21 protein-coding genes, 1 other RNA gene and 1 pseudogene are annotated in these 22,694 nt (G+C 74.1%); 13 read left to right on the forward strand and 10 right to left on the reverse strand.

From position 1 onward, the window contains the following. Positions 1-118: 118 nt before the first annotated feature. From BUE44_RS05575 to BUE44_RS05585, 3 genes are read left to right on the forward strand one after another with little or no spacing between them, the layout of a single operon-like run. Positions 119-1,702, forward strand: a complete 1,584-nt coding sequence (locus BUE44_RS05575) for a glycosyltransferase family 4 protein (protein ID WP_079189500.1) — start codon at positions 119-121, stop codon at positions 1,700-1,702. Continuing rightward, positions 1,696-2,430, forward strand: coding sequence for a class I SAM-dependent methyltransferase (locus BUE44_RS05580; protein ID WP_073494293.1), 735 nt, complete (start codon positions 1,696-1,698; stop codon positions 2,428-2,430). Before BUE44_RS05575 ends, BUE44_RS05580 begins: the two co-directional genes overlap by 7 nt. Next, positions 2,427-3,527 carry a prenyltransferase/squalene oxidase repeat-containing protein gene (locus tag BUE44_RS05585; protein ID WP_073494296.1) on the forward strand — a complete coding sequence of 367 codons (1,101 nt, stop codon included), beginning with the start codon at positions 2,427-2,429 and terminating at the stop codon, positions 3,525-3,527. Before BUE44_RS05580 ends, BUE44_RS05585 begins: the two co-directional genes overlap by 4 nt. A 15-nt stretch (positions 3,528-3,542) precedes the next feature. Here the strand turns inward: BUE44_RS05585 and BUE44_RS05590 are convergent, their stop codons facing one another. The 4 genes from BUE44_RS05590 to BUE44_RS05605 all read right to left on the reverse strand — a co-directional run bounded on the left by BUE44_RS05590 (position 3,543) and on the right by BUE44_RS05605 (position 6,665). Continuing rightward, positions 3,543-3,830: a hypothetical protein gene (locus BUE44_RS05590; RefSeq protein WP_073494298.1), complete on the reverse strand. Its 288-nt coding sequence runs from the start codon at positions 3,828-3,830 to the stop codon at positions 3,543-3,545. Positions 3,831-4,059: 229 nt separating this feature from the next. Continuing rightward, a complete protein-coding gene (locus BUE44_RS05595; protein ID WP_073494300.1) occupies positions 4,060-4,875 on the reverse strand; it encodes a hypothetical protein in 816 nt (271 codons plus the stop codon). Positions 4,876-5,013: 138 nt separating this feature from the next. After that, on the reverse strand, positions 5,014-5,943 hold the full coding sequence (locus BUE44_RS05600) for an N-acetylmuramoyl-L-alanine amidase (RefSeq protein WP_073494302.1): 930 nt from the start codon (positions 5,941-5,943) through the stop codon (positions 5,014-5,016). 74 nt (positions 5,944-6,017) lie between these two features. Beyond that, on the reverse strand, positions 6,018-6,665 hold the full coding sequence (locus tag BUE44_RS05605; RefSeq protein ID WP_073494305.1) for a class I SAM-dependent methyltransferase: 648 nt from the start codon (positions 6,663-6,665) through the stop codon (positions 6,018-6,020). A gap of 130 nt (positions 6,666-6,795) precedes the next feature. On the opposite strand from BUE44_RS05605, the gene BUE44_RS05610 reads away from it, so the two are divergent. Then, positions 6,796-8,268 carry an MFS transporter gene (locus BUE44_RS05610; RefSeq protein ID WP_073494308.1) on the forward strand — a complete coding sequence of 491 codons (1,473 nt, stop codon included), beginning with the start codon at positions 6,796-6,798 and terminating at the stop codon, positions 8,266-8,268. 28 nt (positions 8,269-8,296) lie between these two features. Here the strand turns inward: BUE44_RS05610 and BUE44_RS05615 are convergent, their stop codons facing one another. Continuing rightward, positions 8,297-8,914 (reverse strand): response regulator transcription factor, encoded by a 618-nt coding sequence (locus BUE44_RS05615; RefSeq protein ID WP_073494309.1) that lies wholly within the window; start codon positions 8,912-8,914, stop codon positions 8,297-8,299. Positions 8,915-9,027: 113 nt separating this feature from the next. Between BUE44_RS05615 and hemC the strand changes: the two genes are divergently transcribed. The 4 genes from hemC to BUE44_RS05635 all read left to right on the forward strand — a co-directional run bounded on the left by hemC (position 9,028) and on the right by BUE44_RS05635 (position 12,222). After that, complete coding sequence (gene hemC, locus BUE44_RS05620) at positions 9,028-9,966, forward strand: hydroxymethylbilane synthase (protein WP_073494602.1); 939 nt, start codon at positions 9,028-9,030, stop codon at positions 9,964-9,966. A 36-nt stretch (positions 9,967-10,002) separates the two neighbouring features. After that, positions 10,003-10,152: a DUF397 domain-containing protein gene (locus BUE44_RS05625; RefSeq protein ID WP_407640000.1), complete on the forward strand. Its 150-nt coding sequence runs from the start codon at positions 10,003-10,005 to the stop codon at positions 10,150-10,152. A gap of 168 nt (positions 10,153-10,320) precedes the next feature. After that, positions 10,321-11,769, forward strand: coding sequence for an AAA family ATPase (locus BUE44_RS05630; RefSeq protein ID WP_073494311.1), 1,449 nt, complete (start codon positions 10,321-10,323; stop codon positions 11,767-11,769). Between the two features lie 9 nt (positions 11,770-11,778). After that, on the forward strand, positions 11,779-12,222 hold the full coding sequence (locus BUE44_RS05635) for an ASCH domain-containing protein (protein WP_073494313.1): 444 nt from the start codon (positions 11,779-11,781) through the stop codon (positions 12,220-12,222). Between the two features lie 7 nt (positions 12,223-12,229). Here the strand turns inward: BUE44_RS05635 and BUE44_RS05640 are convergent, their stop codons facing one another. Next, a complete protein-coding gene (locus BUE44_RS05640; protein ID WP_073494604.1) occupies positions 12,230-13,423 on the reverse strand; it encodes a sensor histidine kinase in 1,194 nt (397 codons plus the stop codon). 525 nt (positions 13,424-13,948) lie between these two features. After that, complete coding sequence (locus BUE44_RS05645; protein WP_107415614.1) at positions 13,949-15,106, reverse strand: hypothetical protein; 1,158 nt, start codon at positions 15,104-15,106, stop codon at positions 13,949-13,951. A 238-nt stretch (positions 15,107-15,344) separates the two neighbouring features. On the opposite strand from BUE44_RS05645, the gene BUE44_RS05650 reads away from it, so the two are divergent. The 4 genes and pseudogenes from BUE44_RS05650 to BUE44_RS05665 form a co-directional block, all read left to right on the forward strand. After that, a complete protein-coding gene (locus BUE44_RS05650) occupies positions 15,345-16,391 on the forward strand; it encodes an ABC transporter substrate-binding protein (protein ID WP_073494317.1) in 1,047 nt (348 codons plus the stop codon). Between the two features lie 151 nt (positions 16,392-16,542). Continuing rightward, positions 16,543-17,415: a Nif3-like dinuclear metal center hexameric protein gene (locus BUE44_RS05655; protein ID WP_073494319.1), complete on the forward strand. Its 873-nt coding sequence runs from the start codon at positions 16,543-16,545 to the stop codon at positions 17,413-17,415. Beyond that, positions 17,412-18,152, forward strand: a complete 741-nt coding sequence (locus BUE44_RS05660) for a zinc ribbon domain-containing protein (protein WP_200804346.1) — start codon at positions 17,412-17,414, stop codon at positions 18,150-18,152. Before BUE44_RS05655 ends, BUE44_RS05660 begins: the two co-directional genes overlap by 4 nt. Before the next feature lie 15 nt (positions 18,153-18,167). Continuing rightward, positions 18,168-18,776 (forward strand): annotated as a pseudogene (locus BUE44_RS05665) (histidine phosphatase family protein); the annotation flags it as partial. On the opposite strand, the gene eda reads toward BUE44_RS05665, so the two are convergent. Both eda and yaaA read right to left on the reverse strand, forming a co-directional pair. Continuing rightward, positions 18,751-19,383, reverse strand: coding sequence for a bifunctional 4-hydroxy-2-oxoglutarate aldolase/2-dehydro-3-deoxy-phosphogluconate aldolase (eda, locus tag BUE44_RS05670; RefSeq protein ID WP_073494327.1), 633 nt, complete (start codon positions 19,381-19,383; stop codon positions 18,751-18,753). The pseudogene BUE44_RS05665 and the gene eda overlap by 26 nt on opposite strands. A 299-nt stretch (positions 19,384-19,682) precedes the next feature. After that, positions 19,683-20,462, reverse strand: coding sequence for a peroxide stress protein YaaA (yaaA, locus tag BUE44_RS05675; protein ID WP_073494329.1), 780 nt, complete (start codon positions 20,460-20,462; stop codon positions 19,683-19,685). A 194-nt stretch (positions 20,463-20,656) separates the two neighbouring features. On the opposite strand from yaaA, the gene rnpB reads away from it, so the two are divergent. Next, positions 20,657-21,059: RNase P RNA component class A (gene rnpB, locus BUE44_RS05680), an RNA gene on the forward strand. A gap of 186 nt (positions 21,060-21,245) precedes the next feature. Here the strand turns inward: rnpB and BUE44_RS05685 are convergent. After that, a complete protein-coding gene (locus BUE44_RS05685) occupies positions 21,246-22,631 on the reverse strand; it encodes an FAD-dependent oxidoreductase (RefSeq protein ID WP_073494331.1) in 1,386 nt (461 codons plus the stop codon). Positions 22,632-22,694 lie beyond the last annotated feature (63 nt).

A 22,694-nucleotide genomic window follows, 5' to 3' on the forward strand; every position in this document is an offset into this window, starting at 1 on the left:
CGTGGGGACCCCGTCCGCTTGCCGGTGGACTCGCCGTCTGTACCATCGAGTCTGAAACTTGTTCTAGATTAGCGCGACCGGTTACGCTCCGGCTCTATCGCTGAGAAGGGGGCCGGGAGTGACGGCAGAGGCCAGGCCGCTACGGATCGCGCTGCTCAGCTACAAGGGCAACCCCTACTGCGGCGGCCAGGGCGTGTACGTCCGGCACCTGTCCCGCGAGCTGGCCGCCCTCGGCCACAGCGTCGAGGTGATCGGCGCGCAGCCGTACCCGGTCCTGGACGCGCTCGGCGCCGGCGTCACCCTCACCGAGCTGCCCAGCCTCGACCTCTACCGGCAGCCGGACCCGTTCCGTACGCCGAAGCGCGCGGAATACCGCGACTGGATCGACGTCCTCGAAGTCGCCACGATGTGGACCGGCGGCTTCCCCGAGCCGCTGACCTTCAGCCTGCGGGCCAGGCGCCATCTCGCGTCCCGGCGCGCCGACTTCGACGTCGTCCACGACAACCAGACCCTCGGCTACGGCCTGCTCGGCCTCGGCCTGCCGCTGGTCACCACCGTGCACCACCCGATCACCGTGGACCGCCGCCTGGACCTCGCGGCGGCGCCCACCTGGAAGCGGCGGGCGTCGATACGCCGCTGGTACGGCTTCACGCGGATGCAGAAGCGGGTGGCCGGGCGGCTGCCGTCGGTGCTCACCGTGTCCGGCTCGTCCAGTACCGAGATCACCGCGGACCTCGGCGTGCGCCCCGAGCGCATCCACACCGTGCCGATCGGCGCCGACACCCGGCTCTTCTCGCCCGACCCGGCGGTGGCCGAGGTGCCGGGCCGTATCGTCACCACCTCCAGCGCGGACGTACCGCTCAAGGGCCTGGTCTTCCTGGTCGAGGCGCTGGCCAAGGTCCGCGTCCAGCAGCCCGCCGCACACCTCGTGGTGGTCGGCAACCGGCCCGAGAGCGGTCCGGTCGCCGACGCCATCGAGGACTTCGGCCTCACGGACGCGGTCGACTTCGTCAAGGGCATCAGCGACGCCGAACTGGTCGACCTGATCCGCAGCGCCGAGGTGGCTTGCGTGCCGTCGCTCTACGAGGGCTTCTCGCTCCCGGCCGCGGAGGCGATGGCCACGGGCACCGCGCTGGTGGCCACCACCGGCGGCGCCGTCCCCGAGGTCGCCGGGCCCGACGGCGAGACCTGCCTGGCCGTGCCCCCGGGCGATGCGGGCGCCCTGGCCGCCGCCCTCGACCTGGCCCTCTCCGACCCGGCCCTCCGCCGCCGCCTCGCGGCCGCGGGCCGCGCCCGCGTCCTGGCCCACTTCACCTGGACCCGCGCGGCCGCCGCCACCGCGGAGCTCTACCGCGAAGCCATCGCCACGCAGGGCGGTGCCCACCAGGGGCGCGGGGCTGCGTCTGATCTGCGGCTGGCGCCGCGTGGGCGCGACCAGCCCCCACCGGGCGCGGGCGTCGCCACCGCTCCGAAGGGGCTGCTCGGTCCGCTCCGGACCACCGGGCGGTGGGTGGCTGAGCGCGCAGTTCCCCGCGCCCCTGGGGGGCTCGGGTCCGAGCATGAGGGCAAGCCCGCCCCTGGGGGGCTCGCGTCCGGGCGGGACGGCGCCCCGGCCCCGGAGGGGCAGGTCAGGAACGAAAACGCACCCGGGGCACCCGGACCGGCCCCCGGTGCGACCGGAATGGGGAGCACCGCATGCTGACCGTCGACTTCACCCGCTTCCCCGTCGCCGCAGGCGACCACGTGCTGGACCTCGGCTGCGGCGGCGGCCGGCACGCCTTCGAGTGCTACCGGCGCGGCGCCCGCGTCATCGCGCTGGACCGCGACGGCGACGAGATCCGCGAAGTCGCGAAGTGGTTCGCGGCGATGGAGGAGGCCGGAGAGGTGCCGGCGGGCGCGTCCGCGACCGCCATGGAGGGGGACGCGCTCCATCTGCCCTTCCCCGACGACACCTTCGACGTCGTCATCATCTCCGAGGTGATGGAGCACATCCCCGACGACAAGGGCGTCCTCGCCGAGATGGTGAGGGTGCTGCGGCCCGGCGGGCGCATCGCGGTGACCGTGCCGCGCTACGGCCCCGAGAAGGTCTGCTGGGCGCTGTCCGACGCCTACCACGAGGTCGAGGGCGGCCACATCCGCATCTACAAGGCCGACCAACTGCTGGAGCGGATGCGGGAGTCGGGCCTGCGGCCGTACGGCACGCACCACGCGCACGGGCTGCACGCGCCGTACTGGTGGATCAAGTGCGCGGTCGGCGTCGACAACGACAAGGCGCTGCCGGTGCGGCTCTACCACAAGCTGCTGGTCTGGGACATCATGAAGAAGCCGCTGGCCACCAGGGTCGCCGACCAGGCGCTCAACCCGCTGATCGGCAAGAGCTTCGTGGCCTACGCGACCAAGCCCAGGCTGCCGCGGGACGCCGCCAGGTGACCCGGGCCGACCGCGGGCAGCGCAGGACCGAGACGCTGGCGCTGCCCGGCGTGCTGACCGTCGAGCAGGCCGCGCGGACCGTCGACGCGGTGCTCGCCGTGCAGCGTCCCGACGGGGCCATCCCGTGGTTCCCCGGGCACCACCTCGACCCGTGGGACCACATCGAGGCGGCCATGGCGCTGGACGCGGCGGGCGAGCACGAGGCCGCCGGGGCCGCGTACGACTGGCTGGTGCGCCACCAGGACGCGGACGGGGGGTGGTTCGCCGCCTACCAGGACGGGGATCCGGCCCGGCCGACGGACCGCTCGCGGGAGTCCAACTTCTGCGCCTACGTGGCCGTCGGCGCCTGGCACCACTACCTGTCCACCGGCGACGACGCCTTCATCGAGCACATCTGGCCGACCGTGGCGGCCGCGGTGGAGTTCGTGCTGGACCTGCAGCAGCCCGGCGGGCAGATCGGCTGGAAGCGCGAAGCGGTCGAGAACGGCGGCGCGGCGGTCACCGACGCGCTGCTGACCGGGAGTTCGTCGGTGCACCAGGCGCTGCGCTGCGCGCTGGCGATCGCCGAGCACCGCGAGGAGCCGCAGCCGGACTGGGAGTTGGCGACCGGCGCGCTCGGCCATGCGATCCGCAGGCACCCGGAGCGCTTCCTCGACAAGGGCCGCTACTCGATGGACTGGTATTACCCGGTGCTGTCCGGCGCTCTGCGCGGCCCGCGGGCGCTGGCGCGGATCGAGGAGGGCTGGTCGCGTTTCGTGGTGCCCGGCCTCGGGGTGCGCTGCGTGCTGCCGAACCCGTGGGTGACCGGCGGGGAGACCGCCGAACTCGCCCTGGCCCTGTGGGCGGTGGGCGAGTCGGACCGTGCGGTGCGGCTGCTCGCCGACATGCAGCATCTGCGGGCGGACGACGGCCTGTACTGGACCGGCTACGTCTTCGAGGACGACGCCGTGTGGCCCGTGGAACGCACCACCTGGACGGCGGGGGCCCTGCTGTTGGCGGTGGCCGCACTCGGGGGGGACGAGGCGACCACCGCCGTCTTCGGGGCGGAGCGGCTGCCGAACGGGCTCGCGCCCGCCTGCTGTCCGCCCCGGCTGTGAGGGGTCGCCGGGCGGTCAGGCCCGGCGGACCCGACCTGCGACCGCGTGCGCGATCAGGGTGTAGACGACCGCGGGCAGACCGTAGTTGAGCACGGTGCGCCACTTGGCGTTGTCCACGGTGAAGAGGTCCTTCGACCAACCGGCCAACCAGTTGGCCGCGTGGTGAACCCAGTCGACCAGGTCGTTCGCCCGGTTGGCGTCGAAGACGAAGAAGAGTATCCACAGGACGAGGATCAGAACTGCGATGTCTGCGGCGATCAGGATGATCGCCGCGGCGGGGTTGCCGCCATACCGTCTGGCCATGGCAGCCGTCTTGCCCCGATGGGAGGGTTGAAACCCCCTCGGATACACGGTGTTCGCGCAGATGTGCGGATCGGGTGCGGCCGCCGGGACGTATGCCGCAACGGCCCCCGAACCGCTCTCCGCCGTACGGCTGCGCGGGGAGCCGCGGCGGGCACGCAGCGCGGCGGCCGGCCACCCGTGAGGATGGCCGGCCGCCGTCGCCGTGCTGGTGGCGCCTGTGGAGATACGTTCAGCCGCGCTGGATGCCGCTGCTGTCCTGCAGCACACCGCGACGGCCGTCCTGGGTCTGCGCGACCAGCGCGGCACCGCGCTGGTCGACGGCCAGGTACCAGGTACCCGGGGTCAGTTCGGCGATCTGCGCACCGGAGTTGTCCTCCGCGAACAGCGGGCGCGGCACCGGCACCGCGAACCAGAACGCGGTGAAGTCCGACGACGGCGCCGGAGCCGCGGCGGCGGGCGCCGGCTGCGCGGCGGCCTGCGCGCCGTACTGCTGCTGGCCGAACGCCGGGTCGACGGACTGCGCGCCGCCCGGGTAGCCGTAGCCGGCCTGCTGCGGCGCGGCGCCGTACGGAGCCGCACCGCCCACCGCGTAGGGCTGCTGCTGGCCTACCGGCGAAGGGGCGCCCATCAGCGGGGCCTTGAGCGCCGGCAGCCTGCTGGCCAGCGGCGCGGCCACCGCGATGGCCAGGCCGAACAGCAGGGTCAGCCAGTTGCCGGAGCCCTTGTCGAGGCCGTCCGGGTTGTGGAAGAGCGTCGCCCACACGGCCGACCAGCCCACGAAGATCGACAGCGACACGGCCCACTGGTCGAACGACAGCCCGAGCACCTGCTTGCCGTTGAACTGCGGGGAGCGCGCCAGGATGACGGCGCCGGCCGCCACGAGCGCCGCCAGCGTGACCGACGGCAGGGTCGGGAACCAGTCCGAGTGCCACAGGTTCCGGGACTCGGACCCCACGCTGTAGAACGGCAGGAAGGAGGCGATCAGCAGCAGCACCGCTGCTCCGATCACCGCGCCGTCTCCTCGGGTCAGGGAGCGGATGTTCACGTCAGGTCCTGTCCTTTGTCGGTTCTGTCAGTTCTCTTGGGCCACTCGGTGCGGTGCCCCATGGTACGAGGACGATCTTGGCCGGGTGGCCGGGTATGGGCATTGGTGCACGATCCATACCGGACTGCTACAGCCCTGTCACCTCTTCCCTTCAAGGAAGGCGGTGATTCCGTCGGCGATCCCCCGCGCAGCCTGCTGCCGCCAGGCGGCGTTCGTCAACGCGGCGGCGTCGTGCGCGTTGCGCATGTTGCCGCATTCGATGAAGACCTTCGGCACCCGGGTGAGGTTGAGGCCGCCGAGGTCGTCGCGGATCGTCAGGCCCTTGCCACCCAGGTAGTTGGCCGGCGGTTCGCCCGTGTCGGCCTGGAAGTGCGACCGCAGCGTGGTCGCCAGCAGCAGTGAAGGGCCCGCGACGGCACGGGTGTCGGCGGCGCCCTTGTGCACCGGCTCGGGCGCGATGACGTGGAAGCCGAACTTGTCGGCGGGGGCGCCGTCCGCGTGGATCGACAGGGCCGCGTCGGCGTGCGCGGCATTGCCGATCCTGGCCCGCTCGTCCACGCACGGGCCCCAGGCCCGGTCGCCGTCGTAGGTCAGCACGACCTTCGCGCCGCGCGCGAGCAGCAGCGTCCGTACCCGGTGGGCGACGTCGAGGGTGTAAGCCGCCTCGGGATAACCGGCGTTGGTCTGGGTGCCGGTGGTGTCGCACGCCTTGCGGTTGGTGCCGATGTCGACGGACCTGTCGATCTCGGCGGTGTGCTCGGCATTTCCGAGGTTGTGCCCCGGGTCGATGACAACGGTCCTGCCCGCCAGGTCCGCGCCGGGCCTGGACGACGAGGTGCCCTGCGGGGCGGCGCTCGCGTCACCGTGCGCCACCGGGGCGGAGTCCCGCGTCGCCAGGGGAGCGCCGGACGACCTGCCGGCGGGGCCGCGGCCGGCCACCGGGCCGGCGTCGGACCCGCGCTGCGTGTCGTACACGAACCAGCCCGCCGCCAGCGCCACGGCCACCACCACTGCGGTGACGACCAGCGACCGGCTCCGAGTGCCCCCGTGTGACTCGTTGCTGAACACGCCCGCGACTCTATCGGCCCTTCTCGCCGCCCCGCACCGCCCCAGGGGAACCGGCCCGCGGATCGGCCGCCGTACTACCGTACGACGCTTCCTGTCACTCTCCGCAACAACTGGAGGGAGCGGGTCGCCGCCTCCTGGACGAAGGCGCCGGACTCCAGGGCGCGGCGGTAGACGCGGTACGGCGCCTGGCCGCCGTCGGCGGGGTCGGCGAAGACGTCGTGGATCGCCAGCAGTCCGCCCTCGGCGACCCGCGGCGCCCAGCCCTCGTAGTCGGCCGTCGCGTGCTCGTCGGTGTGCCCGCCGTCGATGAAGACCAGGCTGAACGGCCGGGTCCACAGCGCCGCCACCTGCGGCGACCGCCCCACCACGGCGACCACGTGGTCTTCGAGGCCCGCCGCGTGCAGGGTGCGGCGGAAGTGCGGCACGGTGTCGATCAGCCCGGTGTGCGGGTCCACCAGCGACGGGTCGTGGTATTCCCAGCCGGGCTGCTGCTCCTCGCTGCCCCGGTGGTGGTCCACGGTCACCACGACCGTGCCCGCCTGCCGGGCCGCGTCCGCCAGCAGGATCGTGGACCGCCCGCAGTACGTGCCGACTTCGAGCAGCGGCAGCGCCAGGTCGGCGGCGGCCTTCTGCGCCGCCTCGTGGAGCGCCATGCCCTCGTCGGCGGGCATGAACCCCTTGGCGGCCTCGAAAGCCGCGAGCACGTCAGTCATCCCGGTCATCCCGGCATCCTACGAAGCGCGCGGCCCGGACCGTACGCCCGGTGGCCCGGCCCGGACCGTACGCCCGCCTGCCCGGGCCGCTGGTCGTAGGGCGAAATGCCGATGCCCCGGGGGCGGTCGGCACGGCAGCATGGACGCCGTGAGCGAAACCATCGGACAGCGCACCCCGGCAGGACCCGCCAAGTCGACCGATCCCGGCAGGAAGCGTGCCGCGCCACCGGCGTGGGCGGTGCTGCTCGCGGTGTGCGCCGGACAGTTCCTCGTCGTGCTCGACGTGTCCGTGGTCAACGTCGCCCTGCCGTCGATGCGCGGCGCCCTCGGCTTCGGCGAGACCGGCCAGCAGTGGGTGGTCAACGGCTACGCGCTCGCCTTCGCCGGCTTCCTGCTGCTCGGCGGCCGGGCCGCCGACCTCTTCGGCCGCAAGCGCACCTTCCTCACCGGTCTCGCCCTCTTCACCGCCGCCAGCCTGGCCGGCGGCCTCGCCCAGAACCCCACGATGCTGATCACCGCCCGGGTGGTCCAGGGCCTGGGCTCGGCGGTGCTCGCGCCGACCACGCTGTCGATCCTCACCACCTCCTTCCCCGAGGGTCCCGAGCGGACCCGGGCCATCGGCACCTGGACCGCGGTCGGCGCCGGCGGCGGCGCGGCCGGCGGCCTGGTCGGCGGGCTGCTCACCGACCTGCTGTCCTGGCGCTGGGTGCTGCTGGTCAACGTGCCCATCGGGGCACTGGTCCTGGTCGGCGCGGCCCTGTGGCTGACCGAGAGCCGGGGCGCCACCGTCCGCCGCCTCGACGTCCCCGGCGCGGTCCTGGTCACCGGCGGCGTCGCCGCCATCGCGTACGGCATCGCGCAGACCGAGTCGCACGGCTGGACCTCGGCGGTCTCGCTCGGCCCGCTGATCGGCGGCTTCGCGATCCTCGCGCTGTTCACCGCGGTCGAGGCACGCGCCGCCCAACCACTCATCCCCTTGCGGCTGTTCACCATCCGCTCGGTGGCCTCGGCCAACACGGTGCTCTTCACGGCGGGCGCCGCGACCTTCGCCACCTGGTACTTCCTGTCGCTCTACATGCAACAGGTGCTGCACTACAGCCCGATACGCACCGGCCTGTCCTTCCTCCCGCACACCGTCGCGATCATCATCGGCTCCAAGCTCGCCCCGCGGCTGATGGGCCGGATCGACGCCCGGCTGGTCGCCGCGGCCGGCGGCCTGGTCGCGGTCGCCGGCGCGCTGTGGCAGAGCCGTATCACCGCCGACGGCACCTTCCTCGGCATCATCCTCGGCCCCGGCATCCTGACGATGCTCGGCGCGGGCATGCTGCTCACCCCGGTCTCCGCCGTGGCGATGTCGGGCGTCGGCCGCGGCGACCAGGGCCTGGTCTCCGGCCTGCTCAACACCTCACGCCAGCTCGGCGGCGCGCTGGGCCTGACCGTCCTCGCGACGGCGGCCGCCTCCCGCATCTCCACCCGCACCTCCGGCGGCGCCGGCTCCGCCCAGGCGCTGTCCGCCGGCTACGGCCTGGCCTTCCTGATCGGCGCGGCCTTCATCGCCGCCGGTACGTGCCTGGTGGTGCTGCTGCCGAAGCCGGTGCCGCGGGCGCAGTGACGTACGGCCGGGCCGCCGGCGGTCCGCGTCACAGCCAGCCGTTCTGCCGGGCGGTGCGCAGCGCCTCCATGCGGTTGCGGGTGCCGGTCTTGCCGATCGCGGCCGACAGGTAGTTGCGCACCGTCGACTCCGACAGGAACAGCCGCCCCGCGATGTCCGCGACGGTGGCGCCGTCCGCCGCCGCGTTCAGCACGTCCTGCTCCCGCGGGGTCAGCGGGCTCGGGCCCGCGCTGAGCGCCGCGGCGGCCAGCGCGGGGTCGATGACCCGCTCGCCCCGCAGCACCCGCCGGATCGCCCCGGCCAGTTCCTCCACCGGGCCGTCCTTCACCAGGAAACCGGCCGCCCCCGCCTCCATCGCCCGCCGCAGATACCCCGGCCGCCCGAACGTCGTGAGGATCAGCACCTGGCACTCCGGCAGCCGCCGCCGCAGCTCCGCGGCGGCGTCCAGCCCGCTGCGCCCCGGCAGTTCGATGTCGAGCAGCGCCACGTCGGGCCGCGCGGCCAGCGCCTCGTCGACGATCCGATCCCCCGCCGCGACCTGGGCGACGACCTCCATGTCGTCCTCCAGGTCCAGCAGGAGCGCCAGCGCCCCCCGCATCATGCCCTGATCCTCGGCGAGCAGCACCCGCACCGGCTTGTCCGTCACCCGCCCAGCGTATCCAGTCCCCCGCCGCCGCCACCGTACGGTGGACGCCGCGGCCGTCGTGCCGACACGGTGTCCGCAAGTCCGCTCCCTGCGGCGGCGTAGTTTTGGCCACCATGACCCACTACCTCGTCGGCTCCCGGGCCAGCGCCCTGGCGAAAGCGCAGGTACGCGAGTATCTGCGGCCCTTGCGCGAGCGTTTCCCCGACGTCACCTTCACCCACCGGGTGATTCTGGAAGGCGGCGACCAAGACCGCACGTCACCGGTCTCAGCGTTGTCCCCGGTGAGCGGTGGCTCCGCGTTCAGCTCGCGGCAGGAGGCGGCGCTGGCCCGCGGTGAGGTGGACGTGGTCGTCCACTCGCTCAAGGACCTCCCGACGTCGAACCCGCCAGGACTCATGCTGCTGCCCCCGCCCGGCAGGGAGGACGTCGCCGACGCCCTGTGCGGCTCCACGCTCGCCGGGCTGCCCGAGGGGGCGAGGGTCGGTACGGGCGCCGCACGCCGGAAGGCCCAACTGCTCGCGGTACGCCCCGATCTCCACGTCATCCCGATCCGCGGCAACGTCCCGCCCCGTCTGCGGAAGATCGAGACGGAGGGCCTGGACGCGGTCGTCCTCGCGGCGGCGGGTCTTCGCCGGCTCGGCCTCGACGACGCCATCGGCGAGATCCTCCCCCTCGACCTCTTCCCGCCGAGCCCCGGCCAGGGCGCCCTGGGCATCCAGGTCCGCACCGACAACTCCGCGGTACGCGAGATCCTCTCCACCGCGGGCGACCTGTCGGCCGACGCCCAGGTCCGCGCCGAGCGCGCCTTCCTGGCCGAACTCCACGGCGGCTGCAGCGTCCCCGTCGGCGCCTACGCCGAGCCGCTGCCCGGCGGCCTGCTCCGGCTGACCGGCCAGGTGACCTCCCTGGACGGCACGCGACGCGTCTCGGCCCACCGCACAGGCCCGGCGGCCGAGCCGGAGAAGCTCGGCGTCGCCCTGGCCGCGGAGCTGATCGCCCAGGGCGCCCAGGTGATCCTCGACGCCGTGCGGGCCGCGGCGGCGGCCGGCTGAACGTCAGGCGTCCCACTGCCAGGAGTGGCGGCCCGCGTGAAGAGCACGTACAGCGGTGGGCAGGGCGGCGAGTGCGTCGAGGTTGCTGACGGCTTCGCCGTCGTCCCGGTCCGCGACTCAAAGGACACCGAGGGTCCCGCCTGGTTTTCCCGGCGGATGCCTGGTCCGCGTTCATCGCCGACGTGAAGGCGGACCGCCTGCCCGCCGTCTGACCGACAGCGACTCCCCGCGGCCCCGCTACCGATGACGGTAGCGGGGCCGCGGTGTGCTGCGACGCTGTGGCGAGGTTTAGGTAGAATGAATTTAGGTAGATGTAATCTACGTAGACAGAATCTACCTAGATGGGGCAGGGCAATGGCTGAGACGTTCGTCGGTCGGCGGCAGGAGCTGGCCCTGCTGCGCAAACGGCTCGACCGGGTCGCGGACTCGGGGGCCGGGACGGCTGTCGCGCTGCGCGGGCGGCGGCAGGTGGGAAAGTCGCGGCTCGTGCAGGAATTCTGCGACCGCGTCGAAGTGCCGTATCTCTTCTTCACCGCCACCAAGGGCGCCTCGCCGGTGGAGGCGGTGAGCGCGTTCTACGCGGAGCTACGGGAGTCGGGGCTGCCCACCGACCCCGAGCTGGTGCCGAGCGGCGGGTCGGGCAGCTGGCCCGACGCCTTCCGGGTGCTGGCCTCCGTACTGCCCGACCGGCCGTCCGTCGTGGTCGTCGACGAGCTGCCGTGGCTCGCCGAGCAGGACGACCTCTTCGACGGTGCGCTGCAGACCGCGTGGGACCGGCTGCTGGCCAGGCGGCCGGTCCTGCTGCTGCTCCTCGGCAGCGACCTGCACATGATGGAGCACCTCACCGCGTACGACCGGCCCTTCTACGGCCGGGCCGACACCATGATCCTCGGGCCGCTCAATCCCGCCGAGACCGGCCGGGCGCTCGGGCTGGAGGCGGCCGACGCCATCGACGCGCACCTGGTGTCCGGGGGGCTGCCCGGCATCCTGCGGGTGTGGCCGCACGGCACACCCGCGACGGCCTTCATCGAGGACGAGTGCGCCGACCCGGCGTCACCGCTCTTCGGCGTGCCCGAGGCCGCGCTGATGGCCGAATTCCCCGCGCCCGACCAGGCCCGCCGGGTCCTGGAAGCGGTCGGCAGCGGCGACCGTACACACGCCAACATCGCCGCCGCGGCAGGCGGCCGGGGGGGCGCCCTTGCCTCGGGGGCGCTGTCGCCGCTGCTGCACCGCCTGGTCGCCGAGAAGCGGGTGCTCGCCGCGGACCTCCCGCTGTCCACCAGTCCGGGAAAGCCCGCGCTCTACCGCGTGGCCGACAGCAGCCTGCGCCTCTACCTGGCCGCGCTGCGCTCCGCGCAGGAGCAGGCCCGCCGGGGCAGGTCGGACTCCGCCTACGACGTGGTGCGGCGGCGCTGGCCGACCTGGCGCGGGCGGGCGGTCGAGCCGCTGGTCAGGGAGTCCCTGGAGCTGGCAGGAATAGCGGGGGACCTGCCGTGGCCGGATACCGAAGCAGTCGGCGGGTGGTGGAACCGCCGCTTCGACCCGGAGGTCGACCTCGTCGGGGCCGACCGCGGGCCCGTCGCGGGCGCCGTGCACTTCGCCGGTTCGATCAAGTGGCTGGACTCCGCCTTCGACGCCCGCGACCTCGCCGCACTCACCCGCGCCGCCCCGCAGATCCCCGGCTTCGACCCGGGAAGCACCGGCCTGGTGGTCGCCTCCCGCTCCGGCGCAGACCTGCCCCCGGGGGCAGTGGACGTGGTCTGGTCCCCGGCCGACGTCCTGGCCGCCTGGCCCGCGGGCTAGCGTGGCGGCATGGCGTCAGACGCGGGGCTCGACCCCGACTCCCTGCCCAGGGCCGAGTTCGGCTTCCCCGGGCCGCTGCGGGACCAGCTGGTCGCGGCGGTGCTGGACGGGAGCAAGACGTCCACCACCGGGGTCGTCGCCGACTACGCGTACGAGGGGGAGGCGCTGCCCGAGGTGGGGGAGCGGGCGGTCGTGCTGGATTCGGACGGGCGCGGGGTGGGCGTCATCGAGGTCACCGACGTGCGGGTGGTGCCGTTGCGCGAGGTGGACCTCGCGCACGCCATGGACGAGGGGGAGGGCTACGAGAGCGTCGCCGCCTGGCGGCGGGGGCACGAGGATTTCTGGCACGGGCCCGAGAGGCGGGCCGTGCTGGGCGACTCGGAAACCACCGTCGACGACGACACACCGCTGGTGCTGCAGCGCTTTCGCCTGGTCGCCGACCTCCGCGGCTGAGGGTCCGTCAGGCGTCCTCGCCCAGCGGCAGCACCGCTGCGACCCGGAAGCCGCCGCCGGGACAGGCCCCCGACGTCAGGGAGCCGCCCGCGGCGGCGAGGCGTTCGGTCAGGCCGCGCAGCCCCGTGCCGGTACGGTTGGCCTGCAGCGTCGCCCCCGTACTGGGGGAGGGCAGCGGGCCGTGGCCGTTGTCGGTGATCGTCAGGCGCGCCAGGCCGTCGGCCGAGTGCAGTTCGATACGGGCCAGCGTCGCGCCGCTGTGGCGTACGACGTTGGTGACCCCCTCGCGCACCACCCAGCCCAGCAGCGCCTCGGTCTGCGGCGGCAGCGGCGGGCCCGACTCCCGCAGGACGACCTCGATGTCGGAGGCGGCCAGCACCGAACGCGCCCGGTCCAGCTCGGTGGACAGGCTGCCCTCGCGGTAGCCGGTGACGGCCTCACGGATCTCGGTGAGGGCCTGGCGGCCGACCGACTCGATGTCGCCGACCTGCACCAGCGCCGCCTCCAGGTCGCGCGGCGCCAACCGCCGCGCCGCCTCGGCCTTCACCACGACCACCGACAGCGTATGGCCCAGCAGGTCGTGCAGGTCGCGGGAGAAACGCAGCCGCTCCTCCGCGACGGCGCTGCGCGCCAGCTCCTGCCGGGTCGACTTGAGTTGGTCCACCGCGTGGAAGAGGGTGATGATCACCGACACCACGAGCCCGGACAGGAACGTGCCGTACGAGAGGCTCGCGGTGCTCCAGAAGCCTTCGTGGTGCAGCCCCGACACGATGCCCGCACTCGCGCTGAGCAGCATCAGCATCACGCCGAGCCCGCGCCGGCTGCTCGACACGCTGCCCGCGCACAGCGACACCAGCACGAACAGCAGCATGAAGTTGCCGCCGAAGCCGACCGCCAGAGACAGCGTCAGGCCCGCCAGCGCCGCGAGCAGCTGGTGCGGCAGGCGGCCGGTGCGCAGCCGCGGGCTGAAGGCGGACCTGATCGTGGCCACGTACAGCACGCAGAAGACGAGCAGGCCCGACCCCGCCAGCCACGGCGTCGGCACCTCGCCCTTGACGACGTCCGTGCCCGGCCCGATCGCCATCAGCAGCCACGGGATCAGCGCCCCGCCGTCCGGCGCCTTGAGATGCTCGATCTCCCGCTCGAACTCCTCCGGCCCCCGCCTCCACCACTGCCGCCCGCGGCCGCATCGCTCCGCCACCGGATCGTCCTTCGTCACCATCCCGTCCCCCCGTCCCCGTCGGTCCTACGCCGTCCGCCCACCAGCGTATCCACCAATCCGGGCACCCCCCAGGTGCGCACACCTCCGCGCGAGGCGGCACCCCTCAGGGGCGCGTGGGGGTACCCCCAGGCGGAGCTCTGGGGGAGACCGGCGCGATCAGCCGTCGACGGCTGTACGTCGTCACCGTCGGAAAGGGGCTGCCCGGTCCGGCCCGGACCACCGGCCGGTGGTGGGCAGGGGGACCCGCGGTCAGGACTCGGGGCGGCGGTGGCGCCCCGGCGGCGGGGCCGCGTCGTCAGGGGGCTCGGGGGATTCGGGTCCCCGGTGCCGGCCCGGAGGGCGTTCTGCGCTGGCGTCGGCCATGTTCGTACTCCCCGTGGAAACGCGACGGCGCCGCCGCCGAAAGCGGGCAAGCAGGTCAAAACCCGTGGTCACGTCGGTTCCCCCGGTGCGCGACGGCGAGTGGCGGGTCCAACGGCGGGTCGGGCGCCCCGCGCATGGGGGTCACCCCGCCAGCGGTGCCTGCTGCAAGGGCAGCACGCACCACGTCCGGCGGGCCGGGGGCGCCGGGAGCGCGCGGGTCCGGGGCACATGGACGACCACCCCCGCCGCGGCAGCGGCGACCGGCTCCGGCCAGCCGGCCGGCGGCTCGTAGGCGGCGAGCCCGCAAGGGCAGTCACGGGCGGCGTACGGCAGCCGCAGCTCGTCGCCGGGCAGCCACATGCCGGCCGCGCCCAGCCAGCCGGGCGGCGACGCCCGCCAGTGCAGGCGGCGTTCGCCGGGCCGCCACAGCGCCAGCGACTCCGCCCCGCCGGGGACTTCCGCCCGCAGCGCCACGACCGACGCCTCGGGCATGAGGATCTGCCCGGGCTGCGCGGCGACCGGGGTGAGGAGAACGCCGGGCACCCGCAGCGCGTCGGGGAAGCGCACCGGGCGCCTGCTGCCCAGCACCCCCCACCCGAGCCGCGCCTCACCGGTGGCGTCGCTGCGCAGCAGCAGCAGTCCGCTGTCGGGCTCGGCGAGCAGCAAGCGGTCGTCGCTGTCGTCGGTGATCTGCAGCAGCGGGCTGGTGCGGCCGGTGTGCAGGTCGGCGGCGACCGCCTTCGTACGCCCGTCCAGCTCGCGGTCCACGGCGAGCAGCCGCCCGGCCCGGTCCAGCCAGACCCCGCCGGTGCAGCGGCCGGGCACGGTCATGACGGCTTCCGGCGCACCGCCGGCCGTACCGTGGACGCGCCAGACCCCGGTGCTGCCGGCGTCCTCGTCGTAGGCGAGGGTGTAGGCGGCGCCGCCGGGTGCGGGCGGCAGCAGCCGTACGTCGCTGCCGGTGAGCGAGCCGACCGGCAGTTCCCCGGTGTCGGGCCCCGAGGGGTAGAGCAGCGCCAGGTCCCAGCGGTCGGCGACCCGGCGCCGGATCAGCACCCGCCCGTCGGCCAGCGGCAGCACCTGCGCGCCGGGGTCCTCCGGCTGCGGGCCGGGCAGGGGCACGGCGTACGGCTCGGGGCCGCCCAGCGTCCACCGCTCGACGAGCAGGCCGCCGCCGCCCTGGTCCCCGCCGGGCGGAGCGGTCTCGGCGAGGCAGGCCGCGTACGAGCCGTCCGCGGCGATCGTGAAGCCGGACCGGCGCACGGTACGCGGTGCGCCGGCCGTTCGGAGAGCGCTCATGGCGCCTACTGCACTGACGGTCATATGAAACGTCCACCTCCGGCTCAGGACCGTACTTTTCGTACTTCCGGACGATCAACGCGAGTGGGTGCAGTTCACACGTAAGGGTGTCGGTTCACGCGATTTCGCCGCGCGAATGGGGCGGCTGTGCTCCATGGGGAGGGCGGAGTACGCCATTCCGGGAGGTCAGGTTAGGCTCACCTAAGAAATCGCTGAGAATCCTTCCGGGAGTGCCCCCATGTCTGTTCGGCGCCGCCACACCGCCGTCGTCGCCCTGGCCGTCGCCGCCGGCCTGTCCCTCGCCGCCTGCGCGGGCTCCTCCGGCGGATCGGGGGACGGCGGCGGCACGGCGGCCAAGGGCAAGGACAAGCAGTCCGTCGCCAAGGGCGGCAAGGACTTCGGCTCGGCCGCCGACAAGACCGCCGCGATGGGTACCGACGCCAAGGCCGGCCAGTGGCCGCGCACCGTCACCCACGCCATGGGCACCACCGTGATCAAGGCCCGGCCCACCCGTGTCGTCGTCCTCGACGTCGGCGAGCTGGACAACGTCGTCTCGCTCGGCGTCAAGCCGGTCGGCTACGCGCCCAGCGAGGGCTCGCCCGAGCTGCCCTCGTACCTGAGGAAGGACGGCGGGAAGCCGGCGAGCGTCGGCACCATCAACAGCCTCAACCTGGAGGCCGTCGCGGGCCTCCACCCCGACCTCATCCTCGGCAGCCGGCTGCGCGCCGCCCCGCAGTACGCGGCGCTCAGCAAGATCGCGCCGACCGTCTTCTCGATCCGCCCCGGCTTCACGTGGAAGCAGAACTACCTGCTCAACGCCGCCGCCCTGGACAAGACCGCCGAGGCCCGGGCGAAGCTCGCCGACTACGACCGCCGCGTCAAGGCCCTGGACACCGCTCTGGGCGCGCACAAGCCCGTCGTGTCGATGGTCCGCTACATGCAGGACGGCAAGACGCGGCTCTACGGCAACGCCTCCTTCATCGGCACGATCCTCAAGGACGCCGGCATCCCACGGCCGAAGAACCAGGACATCGACGACCTCGCGGCGGAGATCTCGGCCGAGAACATCGACCAGGCCGACGGCGACTACATCTTCACCGGCGTCTACGGCGACCCCGGCACCACCGACAAGGCCCGTGCCCAGTCCAACCCGCTGTGGAAGAACCTCCGCGCGGTCAAGGCCGGCCACGCCTTCGACGTCCCCGACGAGACCTGGTACCTGGGCCTCGGCGTCACCGCCGCCGACCAGGTCGTCGCGGACCTGGCCCGCTACCTGGCGGGCTGACCCCCGCCGCGGGCGGCAGCCGAATCCGGGAGCACGGACGGCAGCCGAATCCGGTCGCGCGGGGGCCCGCACGACCGGTCGCCCGCCGGGGGAGATCCGGCGACGACCTCGGCGGGGCGGCCCGGGCGGCAACCCGGGTAACCTTCCCTACGTGCCCCGCCTCTCCGACGTCATCGCCGCCCTCGACGCCCTCTGGCCCCCGGCACTGGCCGAGAGCTGGGACGCCGTGGGTCTGGTGTGCGGCGACCCGGCGGCGCGGGTCGACCGGGTCCTCTTCGCCGTCGACCCCGTCCAGGAGGTCGTGGACGAGGCCGTCGCGGCCGGCGCCGACCTGCTGGTCACCCACCACCCGCTGTATCTGCGGGGTACCACGTCCGTCGCCCCGGTCGGCCCGGCCGGCTTCAAGGGCCGGGTCGTCCACGACCTGATCCGCGGCGGCACCGCCCTCTATGTCGCGCACACCAACGCCGACCGCGCCGACCCCGGCGTCTCCGACGCGCTCGCCGCCGCCGTGGGCCTGCGGGTCACCGGCCCGCTGGTGCCCGACCCGGCCGACCCCGCGGGCCGCCGGGGCCTGGGCAGGATCGGTACGCTCGACGTCCCGCTCAGCCTGGCCGAGTTCGCCCAGCAGGCCGCCCGCGGGCTGCCCGCCACCGCGACGGGCCTGCGTATCGCCGGCGACCCGGCGGCCCCGATCCGTACCGTCGCCGTGTGCGGCGGCTCCGGCGACAGCCTCTTCGCGCAGGTGCGGGCCGCCGGTGCGGACGCGTACCTGACCGCCGACCTGCGCCACCACCCCGCCTCCGAGGCCCGCCAGGCCGGATCACCCGCGCTGCTCGACGCCGCCCACTGGGCCACCGAGTGGCCGTGGTGCCCGCAGGCCGCCCGCGAGGTCGACGCGCTCGCCGAGCGGTACGGCTGGGCGCTGAGCACCCAGGTCTCGTACGCCGTCACCGACCCGTGGACGGCGCACGCACCCTCCGCTTCCTCCGTCCCTTCCAGCAGCCCAGGAGCCCCCCGCTGAACGCCGAGCCCGCCGACCAGATCCGCCTTCTCGAAGTCCAGGCACTCGACGCGCGCATCGCGCAGCTGGACCACAAGCGCAGGACCCTTCCCGAGCACGCCGAGCTGGAGCGCCTCGGCGCCGACCTCGCCCAGCTGCGCGACCTGCTGGTCGCCGCGCAGACCGAGGAGAGCGACACCGCGCGCGAGCAGACCAAGGCCGAGCAGGACGTCGACCAGGTGCGCCAGCGCGCCGCACGCGACCAGCAGCGGCTGGACTCCGGCGCGGTCGGCCCCAAGGACCTGGAGAACCTGCAGCGCGAACTCACCTCGCTCGCCAAGCGGCAGTCCGACCTGGAGGACGTCGTCCTCGACGTCATGGAGCGCCGCGAGGCCGCCCAGGAGCGGGCCGCCGAGCTGACCGCGCGCGTCGAGTCGGTGCAGGCCAAGACCGCCGAGGCCGAGGCCCGCAAGTCCGCGGCCCTGGAAGGCATCGACGCGGAGGGCTTCACCGCCGCCAAGGAGCGCGAGGTCATCGCCTCCACCGTGCCCGACGACCTGATCAAGCTCTACGACAAGCTCCGCTCCCAGCAGGGCGGCGTCGGCGCGGCGCGGCTCTACCAGAAGCGCTGCGAAGGCTGCCGCCTCGAACTGAACATCACCGAGCTGAACGAGGTGCGGGCCGCCCCCGCCAACCAGGTCGTGCGCTGCGAGAACTGCCGCCGGATCCTGGTGCGTACGGCCGACTCCGGCCTGTAGCCCGCGGTGGACGCGACCGTCCTGGTGCTGCTGCGGCACGGCGAGACCGCGCACACCGCGCAGCGGCGCTTCTCCGGCAGCGGCGGGGCCGATCCCGCGCTGTCGGAGGTCGGCCTCGCGCAGGCGGCGCGGGCCGCGCGGGCCCCGGTCCTCGACACCGTCCAGGCCGTCGTCAGTTCGCCGCTGGCCCGCTGCCGGCAGACCGCGCAGGCGGCCGCCGACCGGCTCGGGCTGCCGGTCGCCGTCGCGGACGGCCTGCGCGAGACCGCCTTCGGCGCGTGGGAGGGACTGACCTTCGCCGAGGCGCGCTCGCGCCACCAGGCCGAGATGGACGCCTGGTTCGCCTCACCGTCCGCCGCGCCCCCCGGCGGTGAGAGCTTCGACGACGTCACCGCCAGGGTGGCCCGCATACGCGACGACCTGCTGGCCGCGCACCGCGGCCGGACGATCCTGCTGGTCAGCCACGTCACCCCGGTCAAGACCCTGCTGCGCCTCGCCCTGGGCGCCCCGCACGAGGCCGTCTTCCGCATGGACCTCGACCCGGCGTCCCTGTCGGCGGTGGCCTACTACGCCGACGGCAACGCCTCCGTACGCTTCCTCAACTCCACCGCGCACCTGGCCTGAGCGCCGCCGCCTCCTTGGCGAGCGCCGTGACGCCCTCCCAGTCCCGGGCCGCGAGCAACTCCTTCGGGATCATCCAACTCCCGCCCACGCACGCCACGTTGGGCAGCGCCAGATACTGCGCCGCCTTGGCCGCGTCGATCCCGCCGGTCGGGCAGAACCGCGCTTTGGGCAGCGGCGAGGCCAGCGACCGCAGGAACGGTACGCCGCCGGCCGCTTCCGCGGGGAAGAACTTCATGGCGGTGATGCCGCGTTCGAGCAGGTTCAGCGCCTCGGACGCCGTCGAGACACCGGGCAGATACGGCAGCCCCGTCCCGCACATCGCGTCGAGCAACCGCTCCGTCCACCCCGGACTGACCAGGAACCGCGCCCCCGCGGCCGCGGCCGCCGCCGCATGGTCCGGCGTCAGCACGGTCCCGGCTCCCACGACCGCGTCCGGCACCTCATGCGCCACCACCTGGATCGCCTCCAGCGCGGCCGCCGTCCGCAACGTGATCTCCAACCCCCCGAGCCCCCCCGCGACCAGCGCCCGCGCGAGCGGCACGGCGTCGTCGGCGTCCTCCACGACGACGACGGGTATCACGGAGGCCAGCCCGAGCACAGTGTCCATGCGCTCATCCTCTCCCCCCGGACCACCCCCTGCAACGCCCGTTGCACCCTCCGCAACCGCCCCCCTGCCAGGGCGAACGCCGGGCGTCGGAGGACACGGACCAAAAGGGGCGCGGGGAACTGCGCGCCCCGCCGAAAACGCGGGAAAGGAAGCAACGCACCGCAAGGGGCAATCACCCGGGGGCGCGGGGAAGTACCCCCAGGCGCAGCTCTGGGGGAATCGCCCAGGGGTGCGGGGAACTGCGCGACAGGCCACAGCGGACCTCAGCCGTGGAGCCCTCCAAGCAACCCCGCAGGGGCTCAGTGGAGGTCCCGCACCAGCACGTCCAGCCGCGTCCCGTCACCCTCCACGGTGAAGCCGAGGTCCCTGAGGTCGGCGGCCAGCGCCGCAGGGGTCCGGGGACTGGCCCCGGACGTGAGAAGCGCCCGCACCAGCCGCCCCTTCGTGGCCTTGTTGAAGTGCGACACGATGCTCCGCCGCTCGACCCCGTCGACAACGGAGACCTGCAGCACCCGCACGGTCGCCGTCCGCGCGGCCACCGTGCCCTGGGGCCGCCAGGCCCCGGCGTAGGCCGAGGAGCGCAGGTCGAGCACGAGCCCGCCGCCCGCCACCTCCGGCAGGACCCGGTCCAGGTGCGGCTTCCAGTACGCGGCGAGCCCGCCCGCGCCCGGCAGGCGTACCGCCATCGAGCAGCGGTACGCCGGGATGCGGTCGGCGAGCCGTACCGCCCCCCACAGCCCGGAGAAGACCAGCAGCGACTTCCCGGCCCGCCGCTTGGCCGCGGCGTCGAGCGTGGCGAGGCCGAGCGCGTCGTAGAGGACCCCGGTGTAGAGCCGCCCGGCGGGCATCGCGGGGGCGGTGTGCAGGCCGGCGTTCCTGGCGACCTCGCCGCGCAGACCGGGGCTGAGCCCGAGCACCTCGGCCGCCTTGTCCTCGTCGGCGGCGCACAGGCCGACGAGCTCGTCGAGGACCGCCGCGCGCCCCGCGCCCAGGCCGGGCAGCGACAGCCCGTCGAGCGCGACCGGCCGCCCGCGTACGGCGGTGGCCTTGCCTTCTGACGGCGGCAGCAGGACGAGCACGGCGTTTCTCCCTCACGCGGCGGACCCGGGGGCCCGGGCGGGTGTGTCAGGCGGGGCGGACCCCGCGGCGCCCGCGCAGGCGCGTACGGACGTGTCGACAAGCGTACGGACCCCGCGGCGGCGGCCGCCCGGGCCGGCCGTCCAGGTGTGCTCCTCGCCCCGGCCTGATCCACTACGATGGCGAGTACGGCAGACGAGCCGGGCGGACGGCCGCGTCAGGACCCTCGGGTCCTGCCGAGGAAGGTCCGGGCTCCACAGGGCAGGGTGATGGCTAACGGCCACCCGGGGTGACCCGCGGGACAGTGCCACAGAAAACAGACCGCCGGGGACCTCGGTCCCCGGTAAGGGTGAAACGGTGGTGTAAGAGACCACCAGTGCCCAGGGCGACCTGGGCAGCTAGGTAAACCCCACCCGGAGCAAGGTCAAGAGGGCGTCGTAGCGATACGCCGTCCGCGCGGACGTTCGAGGGCTGCCCGCCCGAGTCCGCGGGTAGACCGCACGAGGCTGTCGGCAACGGCAGCCCTAGATGGATGGCCGCCACCCGGCGGGCCGCGAGGCCCCCGGGTACAGAACCCGGCCTACAGCCCGACTCGTCTGCCGCTCCTGCTGTGGGCTTTTGCCCTGTTCAGGGCGCAGACCTTCGCCCCCACTGCCGGCGTAGTAGACCACGCCCCAGCTGGTGATCTGGGTGGCGCACAGCGCCGGGAGTACGGCCGGCGGCCGTGACCGGACCCCTGTACCGGTCATGGCCGCCTGTGCGGTGTCGGCGGAGGTCACCGCAGCTCAGCCGCAGCAGCCGCCGGAGGGCTCCTGGGTTTCGGCGGCCGGGGCGCCCACGCCGATTTGTACGAGCGCCGGTGCGGGTGTGCAGCAGCCGCCGCCCTGTTCGGCGGCCGGGGTGTCGAACAGGCCGGCGCCGCCGCAGACCCCGGTTTCGGGGAGGGTGAGTTCGACGCGGTCGGCGGCCTCGGTGTCCCCGGCGATCGCGGCGGCGACCGAGCGGACCTGCTCGTACCCGGTCATCGCGAGAAAGGTGGGGGCGCGGCCGTAGGACTTCATTCCCACCAGGTAGACGCCGGGTTCGGGGTGGGACAGCTCGCGGTGGCCGTGCGGGTAGACGGTGCCGCAGGAGTGCTGGTTGGGGTCGATCAGCGGGGCGAGCGCGGTCGGGGCCTGGAGGCGTTCGTCCAGGCCGAGGCGGATCTCGTCGAGGAACGACAGGTCCGGGCGCAGGCCGGTCAGGACGACGACCTCGTCGACCGGCTCCAGGCGGCGGTCGTCCTCGCCGACCAGGACGAGCCCGCCGTCGCCGTCCCGTTCGACGGCGGCGGTGCGGAAGCCGGTGACGGCGTCGGCGTGCCCGTCGTCGACCGCGGCCTTGGCCGCCAGGCCCAGCGCGCCGCGGGCGGGCAGCTGGTCGGCGCTGCCGCCGCCGAAGGTGGAGCCGCTGATGCCGCGGCGCAGGATCCACACCGCGTGCGTGCCGGACCCGTCGTCGGCCTTCGCCAGGTCGGCGAGTGCGGCGAGGGCGGTGAAGGCGGAGGCGCCCGAGCCGATGACGGCCGTGCGCCTGCCGGCGTAACGGGCGCGTACGGCGGGGTCCTTGAGGTCCGGGACGCGGTAGGAGATACGGTCGGCCGCCGCCCGCTCGCCCAGCGCGGGCAGCCCGTCGGCGCCTGCGGGGGAGGGGCTCTTCCAGGTACCCGAGGCGTCGATGACCGTGCCGGCCAGGACGCGCTGTTCCCGGCCGTCGGCGGTGGTGAAGTGCACCGCGAAGGGCTGCTGCTCGCGGTCGGCGTCCACGATCCGGTCCCGGCCGGCGCGGGCCACGCCGGTGACGGTGGCGCCGTAGCGGACCGCGTCGCCCAGGGCGTCGGCCAGCGGCTGGAGGTAGCGCTCGGCCCAGTCGGCGCCGCTCGGACAGGCCGCGCCGTCCGGCTTGACCCACCCGGTCGGGGCGAGCAGCTTCTCCGCTGCCGGGTCGGTCAGCTCCGCCCAGGTCGAGAAGAGCCGTACGTGGCCCCATTCGCGTACCGCGTCCGCCGCGGTGGGCCCCGCTTCGAGAACCAGGACCTCCAGGCCGCGCTCGGTGAGATGGGCGGCGGCGGCCAGTCCGGCCGGGCCGGCTCCGATCACCACGGTGGGCAGGGCGGTAGTGGGCGCGCTCACGATGCTTCCCCTCTGATTCGACCGTTGTCGATGGCTTCTGTTGCCAGGATGGCAGCTGGATCG

The organism is Actinacidiphila paucisporea (assembly GCF_900142575.1).
Taxonomy (GTDB): domain Bacteria; phylum Actinomycetota; class Actinomycetes; order Streptomycetales; family Streptomycetaceae; genus Actinacidiphila; species Actinacidiphila paucisporea.